The 22434-nt window shown below is 64.9% G+C and carries 22 protein-coding genes; 6 read left to right on the top strand and 16 right to left on the bottom strand.

Annotated elements, in window-relative coordinates:
• Positions 1 to 15: 15 nt before the first annotated feature.
• The 15 genes from OEL49_RS09405 to OEL49_RS09335 form a co-directional block, all read right to left on the bottom strand.
• Positions 16 to 369, bottom strand: coding sequence for a hypothetical protein (locus OEL49_RS09405; protein WP_003292115.1), 354 nt, complete (start codon positions 367 to 369; stop codon positions 16 to 18).
• Positions 366 to 1772, bottom strand: a complete 1407-nt coding sequence (locus OEL49_RS09400; RefSeq protein ID WP_132657248.1) for an integrating conjugative element protein — start codon at positions 1770 to 1772, stop codon at positions 366 to 368. The genes OEL49_RS09405 and OEL49_RS09400 overlap by 4 nt, the downstream gene beginning before the upstream one ends.
• 10 nt (positions 1773 to 1782) lie before the next feature.
• Entirely contained in the window at positions 1783 to 2727 is a 945-nt protein-coding gene (locus OEL49_RS09395) for a TIGR03756 family integrating conjugative element protein (protein ID WP_132657246.1), read from the bottom strand.
• A complete protein-coding gene (locus OEL49_RS09390; RefSeq protein WP_134240567.1) occupies positions 2724 to 3173 on the bottom strand; it encodes a TIGR03757 family integrating conjugative element protein in 450 nt (149 codons plus the stop codon). Before OEL49_RS09390 ends, OEL49_RS09395 begins: the two co-directional genes overlap by 4 nt.
• A 168-nt stretch (positions 3174 to 3341) precedes the next feature.
• On the bottom strand, positions 3342 to 3836 hold the full coding sequence (radC, locus tag OEL49_RS09385) for a RadC family protein (protein ID WP_003292123.1): 495 nt from the start codon (positions 3834 to 3836) through the stop codon (positions 3342 to 3344).
• A 195-nt stretch (positions 3837 to 4031) separates the two neighbouring features.
• Positions 4032 to 4775, bottom strand: a complete 744-nt coding sequence (locus OEL49_RS09380; RefSeq protein WP_132657242.1) for a DsbA family protein — start codon at positions 4773 to 4775, stop codon at positions 4032 to 4034.
• 13 nt (positions 4776 to 4788) lie between these two features.
• Positions 4789 to 7677: a conjugative transfer ATPase gene (locus OEL49_RS09375; protein WP_134240566.1), complete on the bottom strand. Its 2889-nt coding sequence runs from the start codon at positions 7675 to 7677 to the stop codon at positions 4789 to 4791.
• Positions 7677 to 8111 carry a TIGR03751 family conjugal transfer lipoprotein gene (locus OEL49_RS09370; RefSeq protein ID WP_012584734.1) on the bottom strand — a complete coding sequence of 145 codons (435 nt, stop codon included), beginning with the start codon at positions 8109 to 8111 and terminating at the stop codon, positions 7677 to 7679. Before OEL49_RS09370 ends, OEL49_RS09375 begins: the two co-directional genes overlap by 1 nt.
• On the bottom strand, positions 8092 to 9525 hold the full coding sequence (locus OEL49_RS09365; RefSeq protein WP_134240565.1) for a TIGR03752 family integrating conjugative element protein: 1434 nt from the start codon (positions 9523 to 9525) through the stop codon (positions 8092 to 8094). The genes OEL49_RS09370 and OEL49_RS09365 overlap by 20 nt, the downstream gene beginning before the upstream one ends.
• On the bottom strand, positions 9515 to 10429 hold the full coding sequence (locus OEL49_RS09360) for a TIGR03749 family integrating conjugative element protein (RefSeq protein WP_073672131.1): 915 nt from the start codon (positions 10427 to 10429) through the stop codon (positions 9515 to 9517). Before OEL49_RS09360 ends, OEL49_RS09365 begins: the two co-directional genes overlap by 11 nt.
• Positions 10426 to 11118 carry a PFL_4703 family integrating conjugative element protein gene (locus OEL49_RS09355; RefSeq protein ID WP_134240564.1) on the bottom strand — a complete coding sequence of 231 codons (693 nt, stop codon included), beginning with the start codon at positions 11116 to 11118 and terminating at the stop codon, positions 10426 to 10428. The genes OEL49_RS09360 and OEL49_RS09355 overlap by 4 nt, the downstream gene beginning before the upstream one ends.
• The gene (locus OEL49_RS09350; protein WP_034005115.1) at positions 11115 to 11525 is read right to left on the bottom strand and encodes a TIGR03750 family conjugal transfer protein; all 411 of its coding nucleotides are present in this window, start codon (positions 11523 to 11525) and stop codon (positions 11115 to 11117) included. Before OEL49_RS09350 ends, OEL49_RS09355 begins: the two co-directional genes overlap by 4 nt.
• Positions 11526 to 11537: 12 nt before the next feature.
• A complete protein-coding gene (locus OEL49_RS09345; RefSeq protein WP_108080580.1) occupies positions 11538 to 11912 on the bottom strand; it encodes a TIGR03745 family integrating conjugative element membrane protein in 375 nt (124 codons plus the stop codon).
• Between the two features lie 22 nt (positions 11913 to 11934).
• A complete protein-coding gene (locus OEL49_RS09340) occupies positions 11935 to 12174 on the bottom strand; it encodes a TIGR03758 family integrating conjugative element protein (protein WP_010792128.1) in 240 nt (79 codons plus the stop codon).
• Positions 12171 to 12536, bottom strand: a complete 366-nt coding sequence (locus tag OEL49_RS09335) for an RAQPRD family integrative conjugative element protein (protein WP_029133612.1) — start codon at positions 12534 to 12536, stop codon at positions 12171 to 12173. The genes OEL49_RS09340 and OEL49_RS09335 overlap by 4 nt, the downstream gene beginning before the upstream one ends.
• Before the next feature lie 224 nt (positions 12537 to 12760).
• Between OEL49_RS09335 and mads1 the strand changes: the two genes are divergently transcribed.
• Positions 12761 to 12961: a methylation-associated defense system helix-turn-helix domain-containing protein MAD1 gene (mads1, locus tag OEL49_RS09330; RefSeq protein ID WP_009397209.1), complete on the top strand. Its 201-nt coding sequence runs from the start codon at positions 12761 to 12763 to the stop codon at positions 12959 to 12961.
• Positions 12962 to 13022: 61 nt separating this feature from the next.
• Complete coding sequence (locus OEL49_RS09325; RefSeq protein ID WP_134240563.1) at positions 13023 to 14642, top strand: DNA cytosine methyltransferase; 1620 nt, start codon at positions 13023 to 13025, stop codon at positions 14640 to 14642.
• Here OEL49_RS09325 and OEL49_RS09320 read toward each other — a convergent pair.
• Complete coding sequence (locus OEL49_RS09320; RefSeq protein ID WP_134240562.1) at positions 14639 to 15097, bottom strand: very short patch repair endonuclease; 459 nt, start codon at positions 15095 to 15097, stop codon at positions 14639 to 14641. The two genes, OEL49_RS09325 and OEL49_RS09320, sit on opposite strands and share 4 nt — an antisense overlap.
• A 135-nt stretch (positions 15098 to 15232) precedes the next feature.
• Here OEL49_RS09320 and OEL49_RS09315 point away from each other — a divergent pair, with 135 nt between their 5' ends.
• From OEL49_RS09315 to OEL49_RS09300, 4 genes are read left to right on the top strand one after another with little or no spacing between them, the layout of a single operon-like run.
• The gene (locus OEL49_RS09315; protein WP_029133609.1) at positions 15233 to 16711 is read left to right on the top strand and encodes an ATP-binding protein; all 1479 of its coding nucleotides are present in this window, start codon (positions 15233 to 15235) and stop codon (positions 16709 to 16711) included.
• Complete coding sequence (locus OEL49_RS09310) at positions 16708 to 19368, top strand: Z1 domain-containing protein (RefSeq protein WP_029133608.1); 2661 nt, start codon at positions 16708 to 16710, stop codon at positions 19366 to 19368. Before OEL49_RS09315 ends, OEL49_RS09310 begins: the two co-directional genes overlap by 4 nt.
• Complete coding sequence (locus OEL49_RS09305) at positions 19361 to 20326, top strand: PD-(D/E)XK motif protein (RefSeq protein ID WP_029133607.1); 966 nt, start codon at positions 19361 to 19363, stop codon at positions 20324 to 20326. Before OEL49_RS09310 ends, OEL49_RS09305 begins: the two co-directional genes overlap by 8 nt.
• Positions 20326 to 22398 carry an AIPR family protein gene (locus tag OEL49_RS09300; RefSeq protein ID WP_134240560.1) on the top strand — a complete coding sequence of 691 codons (2073 nt, stop codon included), beginning with the start codon at positions 20326 to 20328 and terminating at the stop codon, positions 22396 to 22398. The genes OEL49_RS09305 and OEL49_RS09300 overlap by 1 nt, the downstream gene beginning before the upstream one ends.
• Positions 22399 to 22434: the final 36 nt, after the last annotated feature.

Raw genomic sequence — 22434 nt, 5'->3', positions numbered from 1 at the left:
GCCTGCCTCCCGGTCTCAGCCGTGCCGCAACAATTGGCTGGCTTCCAGCGCGACCACGGCGATCACGGCAGCGATCTCCGTGCGCAGCAGGCGCTGATGCGTCTCGCGTGACGGCTCCCGCCGCAACAGGCGCCGACGCATCCACCACCAGCCGTAAGCCGTCGCTCCGTAGAGGCACAGCCGCCACACGAAGAAGTGGCCGGCGTGCGCCTGCAGCCAGTGCTGCCAGCCCTCGACGCCGCCGACCACGTGGATGCCGGCGATGTTCACCGCCACCGCGGCGGCCACCACCAGCAAGGTCCACAGCAGCGCCACGCCGACGCGGCGGTTGAACAGCCATGGCAGCCGCAGCCAGGCCAGCCGGCTCATGGCGTACCGCTCCGCGGCTTCTGGACTTCCCGCAGACGGTCGCGCGTGGTGTCGCCCTCGAAGACGCCGCGCGAACCGGCAGCGCGGGTGCTGTGGCGCTGGATGATCGCCATCGCCGAGTTGCCGGCCAGCGTGCGGCGCAGCTCCAGTTCGGTCTTGAGGTTGTTGATCTCCTGCTCCAGCGCGCTGTTCTCCTGGTCGACCGCCCGCACGGCCAGCTCGTTGGCGGCGACGTTCGGCTCCTTCTTGCCGGTCAGCAACGTGCGTTGCAGCAGCAGGGCCTTCTCCAGCACGCTGGACAGCGCAGCCTCGGACGCGAGGCGCCGGCCCAGCACGTCCTGGTCGGGTTCGTCACGCAGGGCCTCGATCACGCCGCGCGTGATCGGCAGCGAGCTGCTGCCGGCTGCGTCGAGATTGGCCAGCGTCGTCGGCCGGGCGCCCGTCACCAGTTCCTGCAGCGCCTGCAGCTTGGTCTCGTACTCTTCCTGGATCATTGGCGTCAGCCCGACGCCAGGCGTGGTCTGGGTCTTCGTGCAGTTTTCGCAGGTGCGCTGCTCGCGTTCGCCCAACACGCGGGTCGCCCAGTCCGCGGCCGCCTGGGGCGAGGACCAGGTTTGGCAGGTCAGGCGGTTGCCGCAGGCGCTGCGCGCGATCGACGAGGTATCGGTGGCGCTGCGCCCGTTGAGCAGGTTGTAGCCCGCGCGCGTCACGTCGCCGACCACCTTGATCGAACTCTGACCGGAGCCGCCCGCGTTGCCGCCGCCGACCCATGGCACGCCGTTGTTTCCTTTGTTGGACTCGGCCTGCTCGATGGCGGAGACGGCATCGGTGCTGCTGACCGCATCCCGCAGCGCCATCCCCTCGGCGAGCTGATCCCAGCCGGCTTGGCCGCCGGCCATGTCCGCCATCCGATTGGCGATGGCCCGGCAGGTCATCTTCGAGCGGTCGAAGTCCAGGCGCGCCTGGAGGATGCCGTTGGTCAGCAGGTTGTAGAGCCCCGGGTCGGCGCGCTGGATGATCAGGGCCGGCAGCGAGGCCACGGCGCTGGTGGCGTTCTGGATCACGTTGCTCATGATCGTCTGGAAGCCGTTGGTGATGCCGTTGAGCTGGTTCTGCAGCGTCGTGGTGATGCTCATGTCGCCGCAGATCAGGTTGCTGTTCCAGCCGATTCCCACGCCGATGCTCTGCATGTTGCCGGCACCACCCATCGACACGGCCCGGCCGCCGCCGATGCTGTAGAGCACGTCGTCGCCGATCACGCTGCCGCTGGCGTTCACGCCATTGGGGTCGATGCGGGTCTGCGCCCAGGTGACGCCGACGACCAGCGTGATGGCCGCCACGAACAGCGTGGCCCGCAGGTGCAACTTCGCGCGGCGCAGGAAGTCAGGGAGGGATGCGTTCATCGTGGGTTCCTCACATGAAATCGACGCTGCCGAGGAAGACCTGCCCCCGGCGCTGGCAGCAGGAGTACGGCCGCCACAGCGCCCAGGCGTAGTCGCCTTGCTGGGCCTGCACGCGGGTGCGGCTATGCGGGAAGACCACGCAACTGTTCGAGGGCGTGGGCGTCAGCTCCTGCCACTTGCCCGTCGAGGCGTCGGTCTCCATCAGCGCGCCGGCCGGCCAGTAGCCGTCGCGGGCGCTGGCCAGCAGAGGCTGGTACACGTGAATCTGGTTGCGGCGCGTCACGATGTCGCCCGCGCGCTGCGCGACCACGGCGCCGCTCTTGTGATCGTCGGTCTGGTGCAGGAAGCCACCGCGGGGATACACGTTGCCCCAGAGGTTCAGGCCGGTGCGCGTACCGATTTCGCGCCGGCCGGGGATGAGCGCTTCGGGGTAGAACGCTTCCGGGATGTTGTAGCGCCAGGCGATCGTGTCGAGCGTGCTCAGCAGATACGGCATGAAGGCCGTGCCAGCGCCTTCGCAGGTGTAGCCGGAGGCGCTGGCGAACTGGCTGAACACCATCCCGGCCGGATGGCCGATGACATCGGCGTTCTTGAACTTGGCGAGGTTGTTCTCGTTGTCGTGATTGGTCGTGCCGTCACCGCCAGCCTTGGCGGTCGGGTTGGGCATGCTCATCGCCCTGACTTCCTGCCACGGGTTTTCTCCGGTGTTCGAGTAGCTCGACACCACCGCATCGGGGACGTAGTGGCGCACCTTGACGGAGGTGCGAACCGAGCAGCCGAAGGGCGTGCAGTACAGCCAGTAGCAGATTCCGACCACGCGGTATTCGAGGCAGTCGGGGGACAGCGCCGACGAGACGATGGTGGCGGTGTCCAGGGCGAACGTCGACGTGGCCGCGCTCAGCAGCAACGAGGCGGCGGTGGCGCGCAAGCGTCGGGATGCCAGCAGGAGGCTCATGGCTGCGTGCTCCGGTAGGCGTTGATGCGCGCGACGGCGCGGGACACGTCGGGCTCGCCGTAGACCACGTAGCGTCGATCGACCACCACGGCGGGAATCTTGGCGATGCCCAGCCCCCAGGCATCCGCGACACCTTGGTAGGCATGGCCGATGCGGTGCTGCAGGGCCTCGCCGCCGTCATGCAACCGCTGCCGCACCAGGGCCGCGGCCTGTTGCGGGTCGGCCGGCAGGTGCGCGGCGAGTTCGACCTCGATGCGCGTGGCCTGGTCCAGCTCGATGATCCGCACGCCGGCCGGGGCCTGCACCGGATGACGGCTGTCGATGACGATGAGCACATCGGCGGCCGCCGCGATGGGACCGAGCAGCGCGGCGCACAGTCCAGCGGCCAGCCTCGTGGCCAGGGGGCGCCGCGAAGCGGCAGGAAGGTTGAGGGAATGAGCCGGCATGTCGCGCCTCCGCGGAGTCGATGCAGACTCGTAGTCGAGCGCAACGCAGATCAGGGGACGACAAAGAAACCGAAACCGGTCAGTCCCGATTTCTCGGCGGGTCGGCGAAAGGAAACGGGAGCCAATGGCTCCCGTGGTGATGACATGAATGCGCGTCCGCTGGTGCTGCTACAGCAAGCCGGCTTCGGCGAACGAGTACGGGCTGCCCTTGCCGACGATGAAGTGATCCAGCACCCGGACATCGACGGTGGCCAGGGCACTCTTCAGCCGCTCGGTGATCGCACGATCAGCGGCCGAGGGCTCGGTGTTCCCCGAGGGGTGCTGATGCGCCAGGATCAGCGCCGAAGCGTTGAGCGCCAGCGCACGCTGGACCACCACCCTCGGATACACCGAAGTCTGGTCGACCGTGCCCTTGAACAGCGGCTCGAAGGCGAGCACCTGGTGCTGGTTGTCGAGAAACACGACGGCGAAGATTTCGTTCGGCTCCGCGACCAGTTTCAGGCGCAGGTAGTCGCGCACGGCGGCGGGACTGCCCAGCGCCGGACCGGCCTTGAACACGCGGTTCTCCAGCAGGGTGATGGCCTGCCGGATGATCCAGTCTTCGTGCTGGGCGGCGATCAGGGTGAGCGACTCCGGGCGGGAGTCGGCGATGACGAGAGACATGGCGAACCTCCAATGGATGAGATAGGAGGGCGCCTGCCCCTGGAGGGCAAACCCTCCTGGGGACGATGGGGATGGAACAGGTGACGAGCGGGCATCCACCACCGCGGATGCGGTGGCTGTTCGCGTCAAGGGATGCGATGCGAACGGGTTTCGATCAACGCGGACGAGCCGCGCCGCAGCCTTGAAGATCGATGGCTACCTGGGCATGTCACCGGCGACGCCGGCGGGCATGTCTGGGGAATGGGCGGGTTCGGCCACGGTCGTGTTGCCGGCGGCGAGCAGGTCGATGGCCGACAGCAAGGCATCGCCTTCGACGGGACCGTGCAGCAGGAGGGTCTTGCCGGACTCGCGGTCGCGCAGTTGCAGGGCCGGCGTGGCCGCGATGCCCTGCTGTGCGGCTTCCACCGCCTGGGCACGGATGACCGCATCGGGGCGCTCGCTGTCGAGACAACCCTGCATGGCTGGCGTGAGGTCGGGATAGCGCAGGCCCTCCGGCAGGCCCTGGCCGTCGCCACGGGTGTTCGAGTAGAGCCACGCCACGGCCTGCCAGAACGTGGCATGTCCGCCCGTCTCGCCCGCGCACTCGGCCAGGCGTGCCTCGGCAGTCGCGGCTGGCTCGTGCATGGACAGCGGCAGGTGGTGCCACTGCCAGTTCACCTCGGGATGGGCGTCGATCCAGCGCTTGAGCGCGGGGAAGTAGGCCCGGCAGTACGGGCACTCCAGGTCGGCGTACCCGACCACCGTGAAGCGCGCATCGGCACGGCCATACAGCCAGGGCGGGCCGGCCGGTTTCGACGCTTCGGACCCGACGGCGGCCAGGGACACGGGCTCGGTCGCCGGATGCGGCGCGAGCAGCAGCATCCACGAGGCAACCCCAATCGTCACCACGATCAGCAGACCGATCCAGGGATGACGGCGGGCGAATGAAGGCATGCGCATCGTGTCGCTCCCGTCAGGCCAACGTGCCCAGCGCCAGGGGTTCGATGCCCCGCGCACGGTCGATCTTCTCGGCCACGCGGAAGGCGGCATCCAATTCGCTGATGCCGTGCTGCTGCATCAACTGGAAGCGTTCGGCCTTCTCCTCGGGCTCGGTCATCGCCATCGCCAGGTAGAGGCTGGGCGGCACAGCGCGGAACAGCACTTCCATCGACTTGGACAGGATGACGCCCTCGCTGAACTTGCCGGCCTCCTTGCGCGCCGAGAGCATCAGCGCCTTCTGCGAAGCGTTGAGTTCGCGGAAGCGCGCGATCTTCTCCACTTCATCGGGTGGCATCGACAGGCAGATCCACCACTCGATCATGTTGAGCATGGGCTCGGCCGCCTTCGGCAAGTCGTCGAGGTTCTGCGTGGCGAGCCAGAACCAGGCGCCGAGCTTGCGCCACATCTTGGTGATCTTGACCACGTAGGGCGCGAGCAGCGGGTTCTTGGTGATGATGTGGCCTTCGTCCGTCACGTTGATGATCGGACGGCCCAGGAACTGGTCGCGCTCGGCGATGTTGTTGACGGTGTTGATGAGCGAGATGTAGGCAATCGAGAGTTGGGCGTTGTAGCCCTCGCGCGCGAAGGTGGCCAGGTCCACGATGGTGATGTCCGCCTCGGGCCACGGCGTGCCGGACCGGTCGAACATCTCGCCGTCCACGTCCTGGCAGAACATATCCATGGCGTCGGCCATCTCCAGCAGCCGTGCGCGCCGCATCTCCGGCAGCGTGGCGTCGCGGGCGCGCTCGCGCAGCGCGTCGCGCACATCGCGCGTGAGCACCGTGCGTCTGTCCGCCACGCAATGCTGGGCCGCATCGAGAATGCACTGGCGGATCAGGCTGCGGTCGGCGCGCGTCATGCGCGCTTCTTCCTTGTCCTCGCCGCCGGTAATCATCAGCCGTGCAGTGATCTCCAGCTCGCCGAGCACGTCGCGCTGCTCGTCGCCTTCCACGGCCATGCCGGCATCGGTCTGGTCTTCGTCGAGCGCATCGGCGTCCAGCGTCTGTACCTGGCTCGGCGTATCGACCAGGCGCCAGGCGTCGGCGAACGGAGCCAGACTGACGCCCGCGCCCGGCGCGAGCTTCACCCGATGCACGGTGAGGCCCAGCCGTGCCGCGAAGTCGCCGAACAGGCCGAAGCTGTTGCCCGCCTCGACGATGAACAGGCGCGGCCGGTAGATCGCCGTCACCTGGTTCAGGATGTTGTTGAGCGTCGCGCTCTTGCCCGAACCCGTGGGGCCGAACAGGAATAGATGCGCGTTCATCTGCCGGTCGAGGCGGTTCAACGGATCGAAGGTGATCGGGCCGCCGCCGCGGTTGAAGAACGTGATGCCCGGATGCCCCGTGCCCTGACTGCGGCCCCAGACCGGCGCCAGGTTCGCCGCATGTTGCGCGAACATGAGCTGGGTGTACCACTGGCGCTTGTCGGCCGCCGGATCGAACACGCACGGCAGCCAGCGTAGATAGCTGTTCAGCGGCGCCACCTCGTCCTCTTCGCGTACCGGTTGCAGGCCGGCGTTGAGCATCACGTTGACGAGCTGCAGGCCGCGCGCATCGAGCTGGGCCAGGTCGCGGCCGCGCAGGTAGAACGCCAGCGCGCCACGGTAGAGCTTGTGCGCGCTGCCGATCAGCCCGCGCGCCTGCTGCACGTCCTGCCGGGTCTGCTCCGAGGCCAGGGTCTCGCCGACGGCCTTCCTGGCGAGGTGGTTGAGGTGCGCCTCCAGCACGTCCTGGGGTGTGGCGACCAGCGTCAGGCACATCACCGTGTCCTCGGGCATCTGGTCGAACAGCGCGTTCATGGCATCGCCGCCTTTGCGCGTCTCGCCCGTCAGATGGCCCGTCACGGGCGGCGTGCGCAGGCGATCCATCACGATCACCCGATGCGGCATGCCGTCGAAGAACCACAGGCCGTTGGGCACCTCCGAGCGGGGCTGGCCGAAGAACAGGCGCTGCGCGAAATCGGTGCCGCTGGCGAGTTCGATCTCGCCCTCCTCCCGCTCTTCCGGGTAGCGGCTCAGCGCATAGAAGCGTTCCCGATCTTCGGCAGTGGCGCCGAGCAAGGTCGGATTCGGGTTGAACCAACGCAGGAGCCAGGCATGGATGTCCGCCGCGCCGAGACGCCGGGCTTTCACGCCGGCATTGGCCAGCCCGCCGGCGAGGCGGTCGCAGATCGTGGTCAGCGCCTGCTCGGGCGACTGGCCGCGCCGCGAGGTCTGGGCCGCGGACGTGCGGCGGTAGACCACCATGCGCACGCGCCGGACTTGGCCGCGCCACGGCAGGCGCGTCACCGTGGTGTCCTCGAACAGGCCACCCGGCTTGGCGATGGCCCGCAGGTGATGGGCGAAGAAGCGCAGGTAGAAGTCGCTGAACGCGCTGCCCTGTGCACGCGGCTGCAGATAGTTCGCCAGGGAGCGCCGATAGTTGTCCCAGTCGGCCTCGTCCTGGGCGTAGAGCTGCACCACCCAGGGGTTGTCGTCCAACTCGTCGAAGGAATCCTGCAGGGCGTTCTCCAGCGCATCGCGCGCCTGCCACAGCCAGGCCATCTCGCGGCCCTCGGTGCCGACCGGCGCCAGCTCGAAGAAGGCCGCCACCGACTGGCCGTCTTCCAGCAACATGCACTTGGTGTCGGGCAGGTACTCGACCCAGGGCAGCAAGTCCGCGAACGACGGCGCGACGCCATAGAGCGCATCGTGGTCGGCCTGGGTGGCCGGTCTGCGCCGGCCCCGGCCGAGCGCGCTGCCCGGCTCGGCGACACCCTGTGCCGCCAAGGCCGTTACGTGCCGTGCCCAGGCATCATCGGTCGTATCCGCGGCGTCAACAGGCGATGCGTCGGGCTTGCGTGACCACGGCAGCGACCAGGCCATCAATAGTCCTCCACGCGCTCGCCCGGCATCGCGTACTGCACGCGCTGGTAGAGCGGGAAGACCGTGCTGTAGCCGGGCACCGGAACCGGGTCGGTGCCCGCCAGGTGCGGGAACACGTACATCACCAGGTCGGGGTTCGGCAGGCGGTGGAACTGGCGGTAAATCTCGTTCTGCGCGGTTCGGGTGTAGCGCGCCTGCACGCCGGGCGCCGCCTGTACATCGGCCTCGACCAGCGGCCGGCGCAGGCCCTGGCGCGCATCGAGCAGTTGCCGGGCGGCCTGGCCGCCGCCCGCGCTGCCGCCGGTCTCCTGATGCCAGATGTCGAGCATGGTGTTGTCGCCGTGCGGCAGCAGCTTCTCCTTGCTGGTGGCGCAGCCGCCGAGCAGGGTGGCCGCCAGCAGCACGGCGGCCGCGTCAATCCAGATCCGAGGCATGGGTTTCTCCGGTGCGGTGGTGGACCCGACGCCCCTTGGCGTCGTAGTCGATGTCGAGCGGCTGCTCCAGATGCACGGCCACCCTGGCGCCGGGCTGCACGTAGACCGCCGCGAAGGCCTGGCCGTAGAGCTTGTTGACCCAATCGGCCATGTCGCGCACGCCGCCCGCGAGGATGCGGCCCATCGCTTCGTTGCCGCTGATGCCGACGGTGCCCAGCGAGCCGTTGCTGTTGGCGACCACGGCCACGCTGCCGTTGTCGGACTTGATGAGCGAGGCCGCGCCGGCGCCGGCCGCGGTGATGAGCGCCTGGCTGCCCAGGTACTGCTGGGCGTTGCTGCGCCGCTCGCCGCTGACGCAGGGAATGCCGTAGGGGTCGCTGATCCAGCCCAGGCCGCCTTGGATGCTGGCGCCGTTGTGACCCGCGTTGCCGCCGCTGCTGCCGCCCTTGCTGCTGTCCTCCGGCACCGTGCGGATGGTGCCGTCCTGGAACACGAACGTGACTGAGCGGATTTGCCCGCGCACGCACGAGAGCGTCCAGTCGCCCGAGGCCGTGCCGCTGACCACGGCGCCGGCCACGTCGGGGATGTCGATGCCGTTGGCCGTGAGGTTGTCCAGGCCGATCAACACCTTGAACGGGTACGGGTCGTTGACGGTTCCGTCGATCGGCACGCGCCCGATCAGCGCCGTCATGGCAATCGACCCCATGAGCGTCGAGTTCGACGGCACGGTGTAGACCGCCTTCGTGGATGCGCCCACCGCGCGGCTGCCGACGTCGGCGACGGATTCCACTGCGGCCGACAGGCTTTTCTGGGCCGGCCCGAAGCTCAGGGGAAAGCTCGGCTCCTTGCTGGCGTTCTTGGCGTCGACCTTGGCATCGTCGGGCTCGACCCACTGCGTGCCACCGACGCCGCGGTTGAAGCGCTGGCCGTCACCCTCTTCCAGCCCCAGCCCGACGGGCAGATCGGACCGGCCACCCTTGCCGGAAAGGCCGTCCAGTTGCCGCTGCAGATCCTGCAGCAGCCCCTGGGTCTGCTGCCTGTCGCTGGCCACCTGATTGCGCTCCTGCTCCAGGCGGCTGCGTTCGCCTTCCAGCGCGCTCTGGATGCGTTGGTCGATCGCGCTTTCCCGGGCACGCAGGCGCTCGTTCTCGGCCTTGTGCTGCTTGTTGTCGCCGAGCGCGCTCTGCAGCTCGGTGCGCAACTGCTTCACCTGGGCCACCAGCGTGGCGACGGTATCGCGCGGCGTGTCGCCTGCGATGCCCAGGGCTTTCATCTCCTCGGGCGTGAGCGTACTGGCCGCGCCCTTGGGGGCGGGCTGGCCGCCGGGGGCGCCGGAGAACAGTTTGACGCCGACGAACACCAGCAGCAGCGCCATCGGGATCAGCAGCCACTTGAGCAGCGGATTACTTTTCATCGCGCGCTCCTCCGGTCGAGCCGGCCGCGGCGGCCGGCGGCAGGTTCGCGGTGGCATCGATCGGGCTCAGCGCCGGCAGCAGCGACTCGGCCAGGCCGTGGCCGCGCGTGACCAGGTAGAGCACCGTGGTGTCGGACGGGGTGCCGGCCGGCCCCAGGTTCGGATGCTGGAAGGTCGCCGCCACGAAGTTCCCCTGCAGGGCGCGCGGGTCGAGGTCGAGCCAACGCGCCGAGGTGTTGGTGAGGCGCACGGCCGTCACCCACTGGTCTTCCAGGCGCCACGCGGCCAATGCCCGCGCGTGCACCGGCAGCGTCGGCAGCAAGGTGTCCAGTGCGAGGCCACGGCGCAGGTTCACGCGCCCGATGCCGGCGACCGGCTCGACGGTGCGCAGCGGCGCGTACAGGTTCTGTGCGGCATGGCGCGTCAGCACGACCGGTACCGGCGTCTCGCGCCGGGGAACGGATTTGTCTGCGGGCGCGTCGGCCTGCTCGTCCGCGCCGCTTGCCGCACCGCCGCCGTAGCGCTTCGCGGGGGCTTCCGCTTCCACGATGCGCACCGGCTCCAGCGGCGCCTGACCGTCCTTCGCCGGCTCGGCGGCGATGTCGAGCAGGATCAGCGCGCCGGATTCCACGTCCTGCAGTTGCAGCCGCGTGGGCGGAATCGGCTCGCTCGCCCGCAGGTAGATCGCGCCGCCGGCACTCTGCACGCGCAGGTGATCGCCGACGCTGGCCGGCACGCCGACGCGCACATTGCGGTCGATGAAGACCACGCGCTCCTGGCCGACCACCAGCGGCACCGGCAGGGGCAGGCGCTCCCAGCGCAGGATTTCCACGGCCTGGCTGGCCGGCACGACACCGAGGATCAGCAGGACGCCGGCCAGGGCCGACAAGGCAATGGGCTTCATGGGGAGTCTCCCTGCAGATGGCTGGAGGCGTTGGCGGGCGCGCCGGCCTGGGTCGGCGTCGGCGGCGGTTCGATGCGCTGGGGTGCGCCGGCGTAGCAGTCCAGCGCCAGGCCGAAGGGGTTGTGCTCCGGGTCGATGTCCAGCCGGACGACCTTGATGGGGTAGCGCACCAGAGCGCGCTTGACCTGCTCGGAGCCGTAGTATTCGTCCGCGCTCACGTCGAGCGTGACGATCCAATCGCGGTCGGAAACCACCTTGACGCGCGTGGCCGGATCATCGCCGTAGCCGCGGCCGGGAATCTCGTAGATGCCGCGCACGCGCTGACGCAGCTCGCCACTGGCGCGCCGGTACTCGTAGTCCTGTTGCAGAAAGGCCCGGCAGCTCGGCGTCAGGTAGGCCGACAGCGCGCGCAGGTTGCGTGGATAGTCTTCTTCGCCGTTCGTGGGCCAGCGCTGCACCTGCTGCCAGATGTAGAACGAGAAGGCATACACACTCTCGGGCGGCACGTCCCACCACTTGCGCGTGCTGCCCGAGCGCAGATCCGGCGGCACATGGATGGTGAGACTCTTCGGCGCACTCCACCAACCGAAGCCGAGCAGCAGCGCCACCACGAACAGCGCGCCGGCCCCCAGACGCAACGTCTTCACGTGCGCCTGCAGGTGCGCAACCTCGTTCTTGAAACGGCTCATGGCGCCCCTCGATCGGTGTTGCGCCGGGTAGTCCAGTAGCCCGAGCGGGTGATGAGGCGCTGCCCGCCCAGGAGCGCCGCCAGCGCCGGATGCCGCAGGGCCAACCGCCATTGGAGCTGCCGGTACAGCCAGGTGTCGGGCCGGCCGCGCTTCTGCGCGCGCAGGAAGCCTCCGCCGACAAAGACGCCCAACGCGATGCCGGCGACGATCAGCGTGGGCACCATGGCGATGCTGTGCGTGAGCCAGGCCAAGGGCAGGCCGAGCGCGAACCCGGCGGCGGCCGACAGGCCGGCGCAGATCCACAACTCGTCGGCGGTCAGCCCGCGCACGACCACCGGCTGGCGATTCAGCCGGTGCGGCAGGAAGGTCACCAGCGTGTCGCGCGGGGTCTCCGAAGGGACGGCCATCGCTTGCCGCCCTCACAGCACGCCGGTGGCCTTGGTGAGCAGCCAGATGCCGACCACCAGCAGGATCGCGCCCACGGCGACCGTCAGGCCGAACTGGCCCCAGGTGGCGCGGCCGGTGTGGATCTCCGAGTAGCGCGTGTAGGCGTGATAGCAGACACCGACGAACATCGAGGCGACCACGAGCAGCGCGATCAGCAGCACGATGTCGTAGCCGTAGTTCTGCAAGGTCTGCAGGATGCCGCTGCCCTGGCCGCGCGATGGGTCTTCCATGGTCGGCAGGCCCTGCGCGAAGGCCGACAGCGGCAGGCCCGCGAGCGCGAGCGTCAGCGGCAGCAGCGGAGCGGCGATGCGGGACGGAATGCGATGGGATGTCGTTGGAGTGTTCATGGCGTATGGCCTTTCGTGACGGTCAGGAGAGGAGGAAGAAGGTCAGCACCAGGTACATCGCCACGAAGCGCACGACGACGGCGAGGAACTGACGTTCGGTGATGCGGTGCTCGGCCCAGCCGACGTAGGCGGTGCGCATGGCCCACACGCCCCACAGCAGCAACACGGCGAACACGAAGCCCAGCACCACGGCAGAGACGGCCGAAGGCGCAAAGCCGCCGTTGGCCTGGAAGGCGGCGACCTGATCGGCAGAGGGCGTCATGGCGATGGCTCCTCGTCCTCGTCGTCGGCGCGGTCACGGCGGACGTAATCGCCGACCAGCGGGACGGGATCGCGCGGCTGGGCACGCTGGGGCACGAGGTAGTCCTGCAGGCCGGCGCGAACGCGCTTCAGGTCCGCGCGCAGCCGGGCGTAGTCGAAGTGGTAGCGGGCGCGTTCCTGCGGAGCGGTATGGGCGGCGTGCTCGGCGAGGCGGTCGATCAGGTCGAGTTGGCGGGCGAGCGCGGCGAGCTGCTCACGCTCCGGGGTGTCGTCGGCGATGGCGGGTTGCATGGCCGAGAGCAACACGGCCAACAGCACGGCCAGCGAAGGCCATGCGGATGCGCGGCGGTTGGTCTGTCCCATCGTGCCATTCCCCGTTGAAGCGGATGGCCAGATGCTGTGGCGCGCTCTCGCTTTGCGCCGCAGGGAATGGGAACTACGGCATGACCGGATTTCCGGGGCGAGCTGGCGATCAACCGTCCAATGCTCCCGGGATTGTGGAGTTGGCCAGCACCTACCGCAGCTTGGTAGAATTGGCTAAACTTGGCAATCGTAATCAACGAAAGGCCAGATCGGATGGTTTCCGGATGACTGAAGTCGAGAGCGAGATCCTCACGCTTGAGGAGGTCGCGGCCTACCTCAAAGCCGGGAAACGGACGGTCTATCGCCTTGCCCAGAAAGGCGAGATTCCGGCGTTCAAGCTTGGGGGAACCTGGCGCTTTCGCCGCTCGGAGCTGGATCGGTGGATCGCCGAAAGCATCAGCAAGAAGAAGCCGGAGGCAGAGTGAGCGTGCACCAAATCAGCAACCGAATCACATTCGGGAAAGAACCAAGGGGAGGATTGCTGGCGTGCCAGTTCCCATAATTGATCTTTTTGCTGGCCCAGGAGGGCTCGGGGAAGGATTTGCTTCCCTGCAGGGCCACAAACGGCAGCCATTCTTCGAGATCGCCCTTTCCATTGAAAAGGATGCTGTCGCACATCGCACGCTGACGCTCAGGGCAGTGTTCAGGCGTTTGCGTGGCACCAAGGACGTCAAGCACTACTACAGCTACATACGAGGCGAGATCGATGAGGCCGCTTTCCGCAGGATCCCTGCCGTGGCCAGCGCCTTCGAGCATGCTGCCGCCGAAGCGAGGTGCCTAGAGCTTGGCAAGTCCGACGAAGCCAGTATTGATAGGGAAATTCGCGCTGCACTGAAGGGGCAGGAAACCTGGGTGCTGATCGGCGGCCCGCCCTGCCAGGCGTATTCGCTGGCGGGGCGCTCCAGACGCGCCAACGACAAGGACTTTCACAAGGATGAAAAGCACTTCCTCTACAGGGAATACCTGAGAATCATCCAAGTGCACAAGCCCACCATCTTCGTGATGGAAAATGTCAAGGGTCTGCTTTCCTCGAAGCACTCCGGCGACCCAATGTTCGAGAAGATCATTGCGGATCTTTCGATGCCGACCGAGGGGCTCGAATATGAGATCCGATCCTTCACCAAGAAGGGCGACGGCAGTTCGCTGGAACCCACCGACTACCTTATCCATTCTGAGCGCCATGGGATCCCGCAAAGCAGGCATCGCGTGATTCTGCTCGGAGTGAGAAAGGGGCTGGACATGCCTCAACACCAGTTGCTGGCACCAGTAGCGAGGCCTGTCACGGTCAAACAGGCCATTGACGATCTTCCCCGAATCCGCAGCAAGCTGTCGCGTGGCGATTCAGTGGAGGCATGGCGCAAGGCTGTTCAGGCTGGCCCCTCTTACGTCAAGGGATGGAGGACAGAAAACGAGTCCGTCATGATCGGGACAATGCGTGCCTTTGCCGCTGCGGCAACCAGCACCACGACCGGTGGCGCCTTCATTTCACGAGGCTACAGAAGGCCGAAGAAGCCGACCGAGCTTCAGCAATGGCTTCACGACCGAAGCCTGGGTGGTGTCTGTCAGCATGAAGCGCGCGCGCACATGGCATCCGATCTTGCTCGCTATCTTTTCTCGGCCAGCTTCGCTCATTTATGGGGATATTGCCCACGGCTGGATGTGTTCCCTCCCAAGCTGCTTCCCGATCACATCAATGTGCATGTCGATCGGGAATCCGAAACGATCCCGTTCAAGGATCGGTTCCGCGTGCAGTGCAGGAACGAACCGTCCACCACGGTGGTGGCTCACATTGCCAAGGACGGGCACTACTACATCCACTACGACCCCTCCCAATGCAGAAGTCTCACGGTCAGGGAAGCAGCACGGCTCCAGACGTTTCCCGACAACTACGTCTTCGCGGGCAACCGCACTGAGCAGTACACCCAGGTAGGCAATGCGGTGCCTCCGTTGCTTGCTCACAAGCTGGCCAGGATCGTTCGTAGCCTTCTGAACGAGATGAGCAGGAGGAGGCGGAGGCAGGCTGGTGATGCCGTACAGAAGAGGCCGGCGGGAAGCGTGCCGCGAAACCTGCCAGAACAGCTTCCGGTGCTTGCCGAAGCGGGCTAGCCAATGCTCTGACCAATCACCAGGACATCCTCATCGCCATGCAGCCACTCCTCAACCGCTTGCGTAGTCTCCTCGACCGAGTGCTTCAAGGCGCACTCCCAGACGACCGCCACGCGCCAGCCGAGAGCATGGAGCATCTCCGCATGGCGCCTGTCGCGAGCGACATTTCCCTGGAATTTCTGCCGCCAGAAATCTTCATTGGTCCTGGGAGTGGTTGTGTAGCGGCAGCCTTCATGTCGGTGCCAGAAGCAGCCATGGACGAACACCACTGCTTTGCGCTTCGGGAACACAAGGTCGGGGGAGCCGGGCAGCCCCCGCACATGAAGTCGATATCGAAAACCCCTGGCGAAAAGGAGGGAGCGAAGTATCCGTTCCGGCCCGGTGTTCTTTCCGCGAATGCTCGACATCATGCGGCTGCGCTGCGGAGTGGTAGGAACGCGCATGGTCTTGAGCATCTTCCGCCTGAATGTCTGCAGAAATGGCAGCTCCGCGCTTCCGCTTGGCAATGCGAACGGATGAAGACGACACCCGAAGCAGCAATTCGGAGCTTACCATGCACGTGACTCACGAGAAGACGCAAGAGGAAGCCGATGGCTCGTGATCGCAGTCATCCGCCGAGCGCGGCCTGCCTTTCCGAATCGATGCGGGACCTTGGGTACTCGCTCGAAACTGCGATTGCCGATCTGATCGACAACAGCATTTCCGCTGGCGCGGACACCATCGACATCATTTGCGATGTGTCCGGTGAGCATCCTGTGATGGTCATCCTCGACAACGGCAGGGGGATGACGGAAGACGAGCTGCTCGATGCGATGCGTCATGGGACCGGCAACCCCAGGCAGCATCGGTCGCCGAAGGATCTTGGGCGCTTCGGCCTTGGCCTGAAGACAGCCTCGTTTTCCCAATGTCGCTCGCTGACCGTTGTGAGCACACGCGATGGAACTGTCTGCGGAGCCGAATGGAATCTGGATCGCATCGATGCTGCCGACGACTGGATTCTTTCCATCCTGGACGATGCGGACATCCATGGGCTGCCTTATGTCGAACGGCTCGGCGCCCGGGGCACGGCCGTTATCTGGCGAGAGCTCGACCGATTGATGGAGGACGAGGCCGGGGATCGTCGAGACGAGATCGTCAATGAGAAGCTTGAGGCAGTAGGCAGACATCTGTCACTTGTCTTCCACCGGTTTCTCTCGGGTGAGATCAAGGGACATGCCAGGATTTCTCTCACCGTCAATGGTCGTCCGATTACGGCATTCGATCCCTTCTGCAGGAAGAATCCTGCCACCCAGGTGCTTCCGGAGGAGATCGTCCGCATCGGCGAGGCCGAGGTGCGCCTGCAGCCTTACGTGCTTCCACACCACAGTCGTCTGTCCGCGTCCGAGTACGACTACTACCAGGATCGCAGTGACTTCATCTCCAATCAGGGGGGCTACGTCTATCGAAACGGCCGCCTGATGGCCTGGGGCGACTGGTTCAGACTCGTGCCGAAGGGCGAGGCCACCAAGTTGGCGCGGGTACAGATCGACTTTCCCAACAGCCTGGACGAAGCCTGGACCATCGACATCAAGAAATCCCGTGCCCGCCCGCCGCATGGGGTGCGGGAGCGGCTGCGTCAGATCATCAACAGGATCACTGCCCGCAGCGTAACGGTGCATAGGGGGCGTGGGCAGAAGCTCTTTCAGGAGAGTCAAGCCCCGTTCTGGGAGCGCTACGCCGATCACGGCGGCATCCGTTTCGCAATCAACGAGCAGCACCCGCTCATCGCATCCCTGGGCACAAGACTTTCGTCCGAGGATGTGGATCTGCTTCGTGTCCTGCTGGATTCGATTGCCGCCTCCCTACCGGTGGAGATGATCTATTCGGATTACTCGACCCATCCGCGCGAGATCAACCAGAGGGCGGTGGATGAAAGCCAGACTCTGGAGCGCCTGAAGAGTCTCAGGAAGGTGCTCTACGGCGACGGGCCGGGCGATCCGAATGCCTTTCTCCAGATCGTGCGCTCGACGCACCTTTTCGATGGCCAGATCGAACTGGCCGAAAAATTCATCAGCGAGACCTTTGCATGAGCCTCACAGTCATCACGGAAGAACGGAACATTGCCAACGCGCTCATCTCAGGCCTTGCCAACATGGCCGAGACGCCGACGCGCGAGCAGGTGGAGGAGAAGGCGAGACAGATCGCCGCGATCTTCGGCTATACGGGTGATCTCCGTAATATCGTCACCGAGGCGATGATCTCGGTCGACACGCGCATGGGGGCCGGTGTTTCGCTGGTGGATGTCACTGCGAAGCATGACGATCAGTGGGTCCACAAGCGTGAGGATGTCGCCTGGACGTATGCGGAATCCTATGGAAACTTTCTTCTCAAGGAAAGTTGGCCACCGCAGATGGTCCAGTCGCTGAGCGATGTGACGACCCGCATTCTCGGCCACCTGCAGGATCCGTTAAGCGAGGGCACAACCTGGAACCGTCGCGGCCTTGTCATCGGTCATGTGCAGTCGGGCAAGACGGCCAACTACACCGGCCTGATAGCACGCGCCGCCGACGCCGGCTACAAGTTCATCATCGTTGTCGCCGGCATTCACAACAATCTGCGCAAGCAGACGCAGCAGCGCATCGATGAGGCCTTCATCGGCCGGTCCAGCGATCCCGAGGATCGTCGCAACATCGGTGTCGGCCTCGCGCCGGGCTATCCGCATCCGGCTACCCTCACCAACATCAACGAGGACTTCAACAAGAACACGGCGGAAAAGAGCGGCTGGAAGATCAACGACTTCAGCAAGCCGATCATTCTGGTCATCAAGAAGAACGTCACGACGCTCACGGCTCTTCACAAGTGGCTGAAGGAGCTGAACGCCGAGGGCGATGGCCGGATTTCCGACGTGCCGATGCTGCTGATTGACGACGAGGCCGACAACGCGTCGATCAACACGAACAAGGAGGATCTGGATCCGACCCGAACGAATGCGATGATCCGGCGCATCCTCGGGCTGTTCGCGAAATCGTGCTATGTCGGCTACACGGCGACACCGTTCGCCAACATCTTCATCAACCCCGACGCCTATGGCGATGATGTGCGTGAGGAGCTGTTCCCGCGCGACTTCATCTATTGCCTGGACGCGCCAACGACGTACTTCGGTGCCGAGAAGGTGTTCCTCGACGAGGCGACCAGTCAATCGATCGTGAGGCCGATCGACGATTGCGAGAATCTCATCCCGTACGCCCACAAGCGTGACGATCCTGTCCCCGAGTTGCCCCCCAGCCTCTATCGCGCACTCGACGAATTCATCGTCGCCCGCGCCATCCGGAACCTGCGTGGGCAGACCGGCAAGCATTGCTCAATGATGGTCAATGTGTCGCGCTTCGTGCCCGTTCAGAAGGCCGTGCGTGACTTCCTGAGTCTCAGGGAGAAGAAGATCAGGGAAGCGGTTCTCGCCAACTACGCGATGCCGGAAGAGGTTTCCGCAAGAAACGCGTACATGCAGGGCCTGAAGCACGCCTTCGATGCTGAGTATGCCGATGCTGGGTTTACTTGGGCGGAGGTGAAGGCTGCCCTCAGCGGCGTCTTCGAGCACCTCCACCTCTATGTCATCAACAGCAAGAGTGACGAGGTGCTCGACTACGCCCGCTACGCGAAGGAAGGAGTCGGGTTGACCGCGGTCGCGGTCGGTGGTCTGAGCCTCTCCCGAGGCCTGACCATCGAGGGGTTGACCGTCAGCTACATGTACCGCAACACGAAGATGTACGACACCCTCATGCAGATGGGCCGCTGGTTCGGCTACCGGCCGGGCTTCGAGGACCTCTGCCGCGTCCATCTCTCACGCGATTCGATCAACTGGTACTCCCACATCGCCGATGCCGCCGAAGAGCTTGTACAGCAGGTCAAGCGCATGCGGCGCGATCGCCTTAGCCCGAAGGATTTTGGCCTGTACGTCCGCTCGCATCCGGACAGCCTGCTGATCACGGCGGCGAACAAGATGCGATCCGGCCAGGAGGTCACGGTCGAGCAGAGTTTCAGTGGGCGATTGCGGGAGAGCTACATTGTCTCCACCGACCCTGACGTGAATGCTAGGAACCTTGCGCTGATCGGCGATCACTGGCGAAGTGGATTCGGCGGGCGACCGGAGGAGTCCACCGAAAAGGGCGTCATCTTCAGGGACGTGCCCGTCGAGGTAATCGACGACTTCCTCACCCGGTTCGAATGCCACTCGACCTTTTCTGGACAGAAGTCGGACGTGGTGAGCTATCTCGAACGGATTGCGACGAAGCGCCCGCTGGCCGATGTTCTGCTGATTTCCCCTTCGGGTGGCTCAGGCGGTGAAAACCCGTTCACCCTGAGGAATCAGGTGCGCGTCGTCGGGAAGGATCAGCCGAACGGCACTTCGTGGCGCCTGAACAAGGACAGGGTTGCCTCGCGTGGCGACGAGAAGCTTGGGCTCAGCGACGCACAACGCAATGAGGCCAGGACGCTGGCAGGCGGCGAAGATGGCTCAGGAGCGGTATCCGACACACATTACCGCATGGTTCGGAACAAGCCGCTCCTCATGATTCACAGCCTGGAGCCCAAGGGCGAGGCCGTGACGGGACCGATCGCCGCCTTCGGCGTCAGTTTTCCCTACGGGGACTATTCGACGACCATCAATGTCGTCGTGAACAAGGTCTGGCTCCAGCAGATGCAGGGTTACGCCGACGATCCTGACGAGGAGGATGACTACGATGCCTGAGTCCTCCCCGTGGGATGACATCGCCGTTCCGGGAGCGGACTTCAATGTCCGCCAGGTTGCGGTGGGAACGGCCGTGCCCTGTTTCTGGGGACGCGATGCCGGTGGCGCCTGCCTGTTCATCGTGGAGCTTCATGGCGACCACGCAGCCCAGTACCGGAAGAACGCGGTCACGGTGAACGGCATCGATGTCGATCTTCGTGCCGGAGATCAGGGGCAGCAGCACTTGGTCCTCGCCCTTGAAAGGCAGGTCGACCGCGATCTCTTCGAAGGACTGTGCCGCACCCTTGCATCCTCGCTGGAGCACGCCACCGACTCGGCGAGTTCTCTCGCGGTCTCTCTGGCACACATCCGCCGTTGGAAGACCTTCCTGTCAGGCCGGAGTCAGCACCTGTCCATCGAGGAAGTCCGCGGTCTCTTCGCCGAAATCGTCTTTCTGACGGAACTGATCGATCGGCAGATGTCGAGCAGTGACGCCGTCGAAGCCTGGCTCGGTCCGGAACGATCACATCAGGATTTCATCTTTGGCAACACAGCCGTCGAGGTCAAATCGCTCTCTGGCGCAGAGCGGAGCAGCGTCCGCATTTCATCGGAAGACCAGCTCGAATCCCTGAACGATGCGCTGTTCCTGCGCGTGTACCGGCTGAGCAGTCTGGCCGACGCGGCAGGAGCTCGATCGCTCAACGAGATCGTCACTGCAGTCCAGGCACGGCTCGGCGAGGCGGACGCCGTCGAGGCCTTTGACCGGAAGCTGGTTGCGCACGGCTATGCGCCGCTCCCTGACTACGATGAGCCTCGCTTTGTCGTCAGCGACGTGCGCAGCTATCGTGTTGGTGACGGATTTCCGCGGCTGATGCGGTCGCAACTGCCGCCAGGGATTGCCAACGTGGCCTACGACATCAGGCTGGAAACGATTGCTCCGTACGAGTGTGACGAAGCAGCCATCTTCGGAGAGGATTGATGGAGCAGACCGGCGAAGAATTCTTCCATGACTTCCGACAGGAACTTTTGGCGGGCGCCGAGGCCAATGGCAGCTTCCAGCTCTCCGAATTCATGGAGGCCATCGCGAACGACCTTGTCGAGACAGGCTTCACGGAAGGGTTCGAACTCTGCCATTTCCGGGCGCAGCGTGGTATGCGCGTGGACGGCTACTGGTTCAATGACGAAGGAGTTCTGGACCTCTTCATCGCGGACTTCGACTCCCGAAACGAGCTGGCATCGCTCACCAGAACGGAAGTGGCCGCGGCATTCAAGCGTGTTGCCAACTTCTTCGAGGCCAGCGCCAACAAGGGCCTGGCCGGCGAACTGGAGGTCACATCGCCGGAGTACGGCCTTGCCAGGCAGATTGCGGATCGCAAGGACGCCATTCGGCAGGTCAACCTGGTTCTCTTCTCCGAGCGCACGCTCAGCGAGAAAATCCAGGCACTTCCCGATACGGAAGTGGCAGGTGTTCCGGTTGCTCACCACATCTGGGACATCTCACGACTTCATCGTCAGCGAAGCTCTCGCAGCCACAAGGAGCCACTCGACCTCGACTTCGAGCAGATGTTCGGCAAGGGCATCGCCTGCCTTCCCGCACACCTGGGGACCGATGCCTATCAATCCTATCTCATGGTCATGCCTGCCGAGGTGCTGGCGACCCTGTACGAAAGATTCGGAGCACGATTGCTTGAGCAGAACGTCCGTACGTTCCTGCAGGCGCGCGGCAATGTGAACCAGGGAATAAGGGCGACGATCCTGAACGAACCTGGGATGTTCTTTGCCTACAACAACGGGATCACGGCTACTGCACAGAGTGTCGAGACAGGGATGACGGATTCCGGTCTGGCGATCACGAGGGTTGTCGATCTCCAGATCGTCAATGGTGGCCAGACCACAGCATCGCTGTTCCACACACGGAAGCGGGACAAGGCCGATCTTTCCCAGATATTCGTCCAGTTGAAGCTGTCCGTCATCGACAGCCTGCAGAGCGAAACGGTCGTTCCAAGGATATCGGAGTATGCGAACACCCAGAATCGGGTGAATGCCGCCGACTTCTTCTCGAACCACCCGTTCCATGTGCGGATGGAAGGGTTTTCCCGACGGATCTGGGCACCCGCGCAGAAGGGCGCCCAGCGCGAGACGAAGTGGTTCTATGAGCGCGCACGCGGCCAGTATGCCGATGCACAGTCGAAGCTCACACCCGCGGAGCAGCGTCGCTTCAAGGCGGAGCATCCCAAGCCACAGATGTTCACGAAGACGGACCTCGCGAAGTTCGAGAATGTCTGGGATGACCACCCCAGGTGGGTGAATCTTGGCTCCCAGAAGAACTTTGCGCGCTACGCCGCCCGAATCGGCAGCGAGTGGGAGAAATCATCCGACGCGTTCAACGAGTTCTACTTCAAGAGGGCTGTCGCACGTGGTCTGATCTTCCGCGCCACGGAGCGCATCGTTTCTGCGCAGCCTTGGTACAACGGCGGGTACCGAGCAAACATCGTGGCCTACACGCTGGCGGTACTCGGTGACATCACGAAGCGCAGGAAGGAGAGCATCGACTTTCTGGGCATCTGGAACGCACAGAAGGTCGACCCAGTGCTCGAAAGTGCCATCGCTGTCGTGTCGGGGGTCGTGAACGACGACATCATCAGACCACCGCAAGGCATTTCCAACATTTCCGAGTGGTGCAAGAAGGAGGCGTGCTGGACGAGGATACAGGCTCGTACCGACGCCATTGCCAATCTTCTCCCGCCCGAGTTCTACGATCGACTTGTTCCGCAGGATGATCAGGCAGCGATCGTGAAGACTGCGAAGCAGACGCAGAGGATCGACAACGGCATCGAGGCGCAGCAAAAAGTGCTGGCTGTTCCCGCTGCGGAATGGGCTCGCATCCATCAGTCGCTGCTTGAGAAGGATCTGCTCACGCCAAAGGAAGACGGCGTGCTTAGGGTTGCCATGCAGATTCCCTCCAAGCTCCCGACAGAAAAGCAGAGTGTGGTGTTGCTGGATATTCTCGACAAGGGGCGTCTCGAAGGCGTGGTTGTGAGCGAACCCTGAGCGCCCAAGATTGGCGGTCACAAGTTCTTGAAGCGC

The sequence above is a fragment of the Azospira sp. genome, from assembly GCF_030247495.1.
Classification (GTDB): Bacteria; Pseudomonadota; Gammaproteobacteria; order Burkholderiales; family Rhodocyclaceae; genus Azospira; species Azospira oryzae.
The sequence above is the reverse complement of the archived record's forward strand: the minus strand, read 5'-3'. Positions and strand labels throughout refer to the sequence as shown.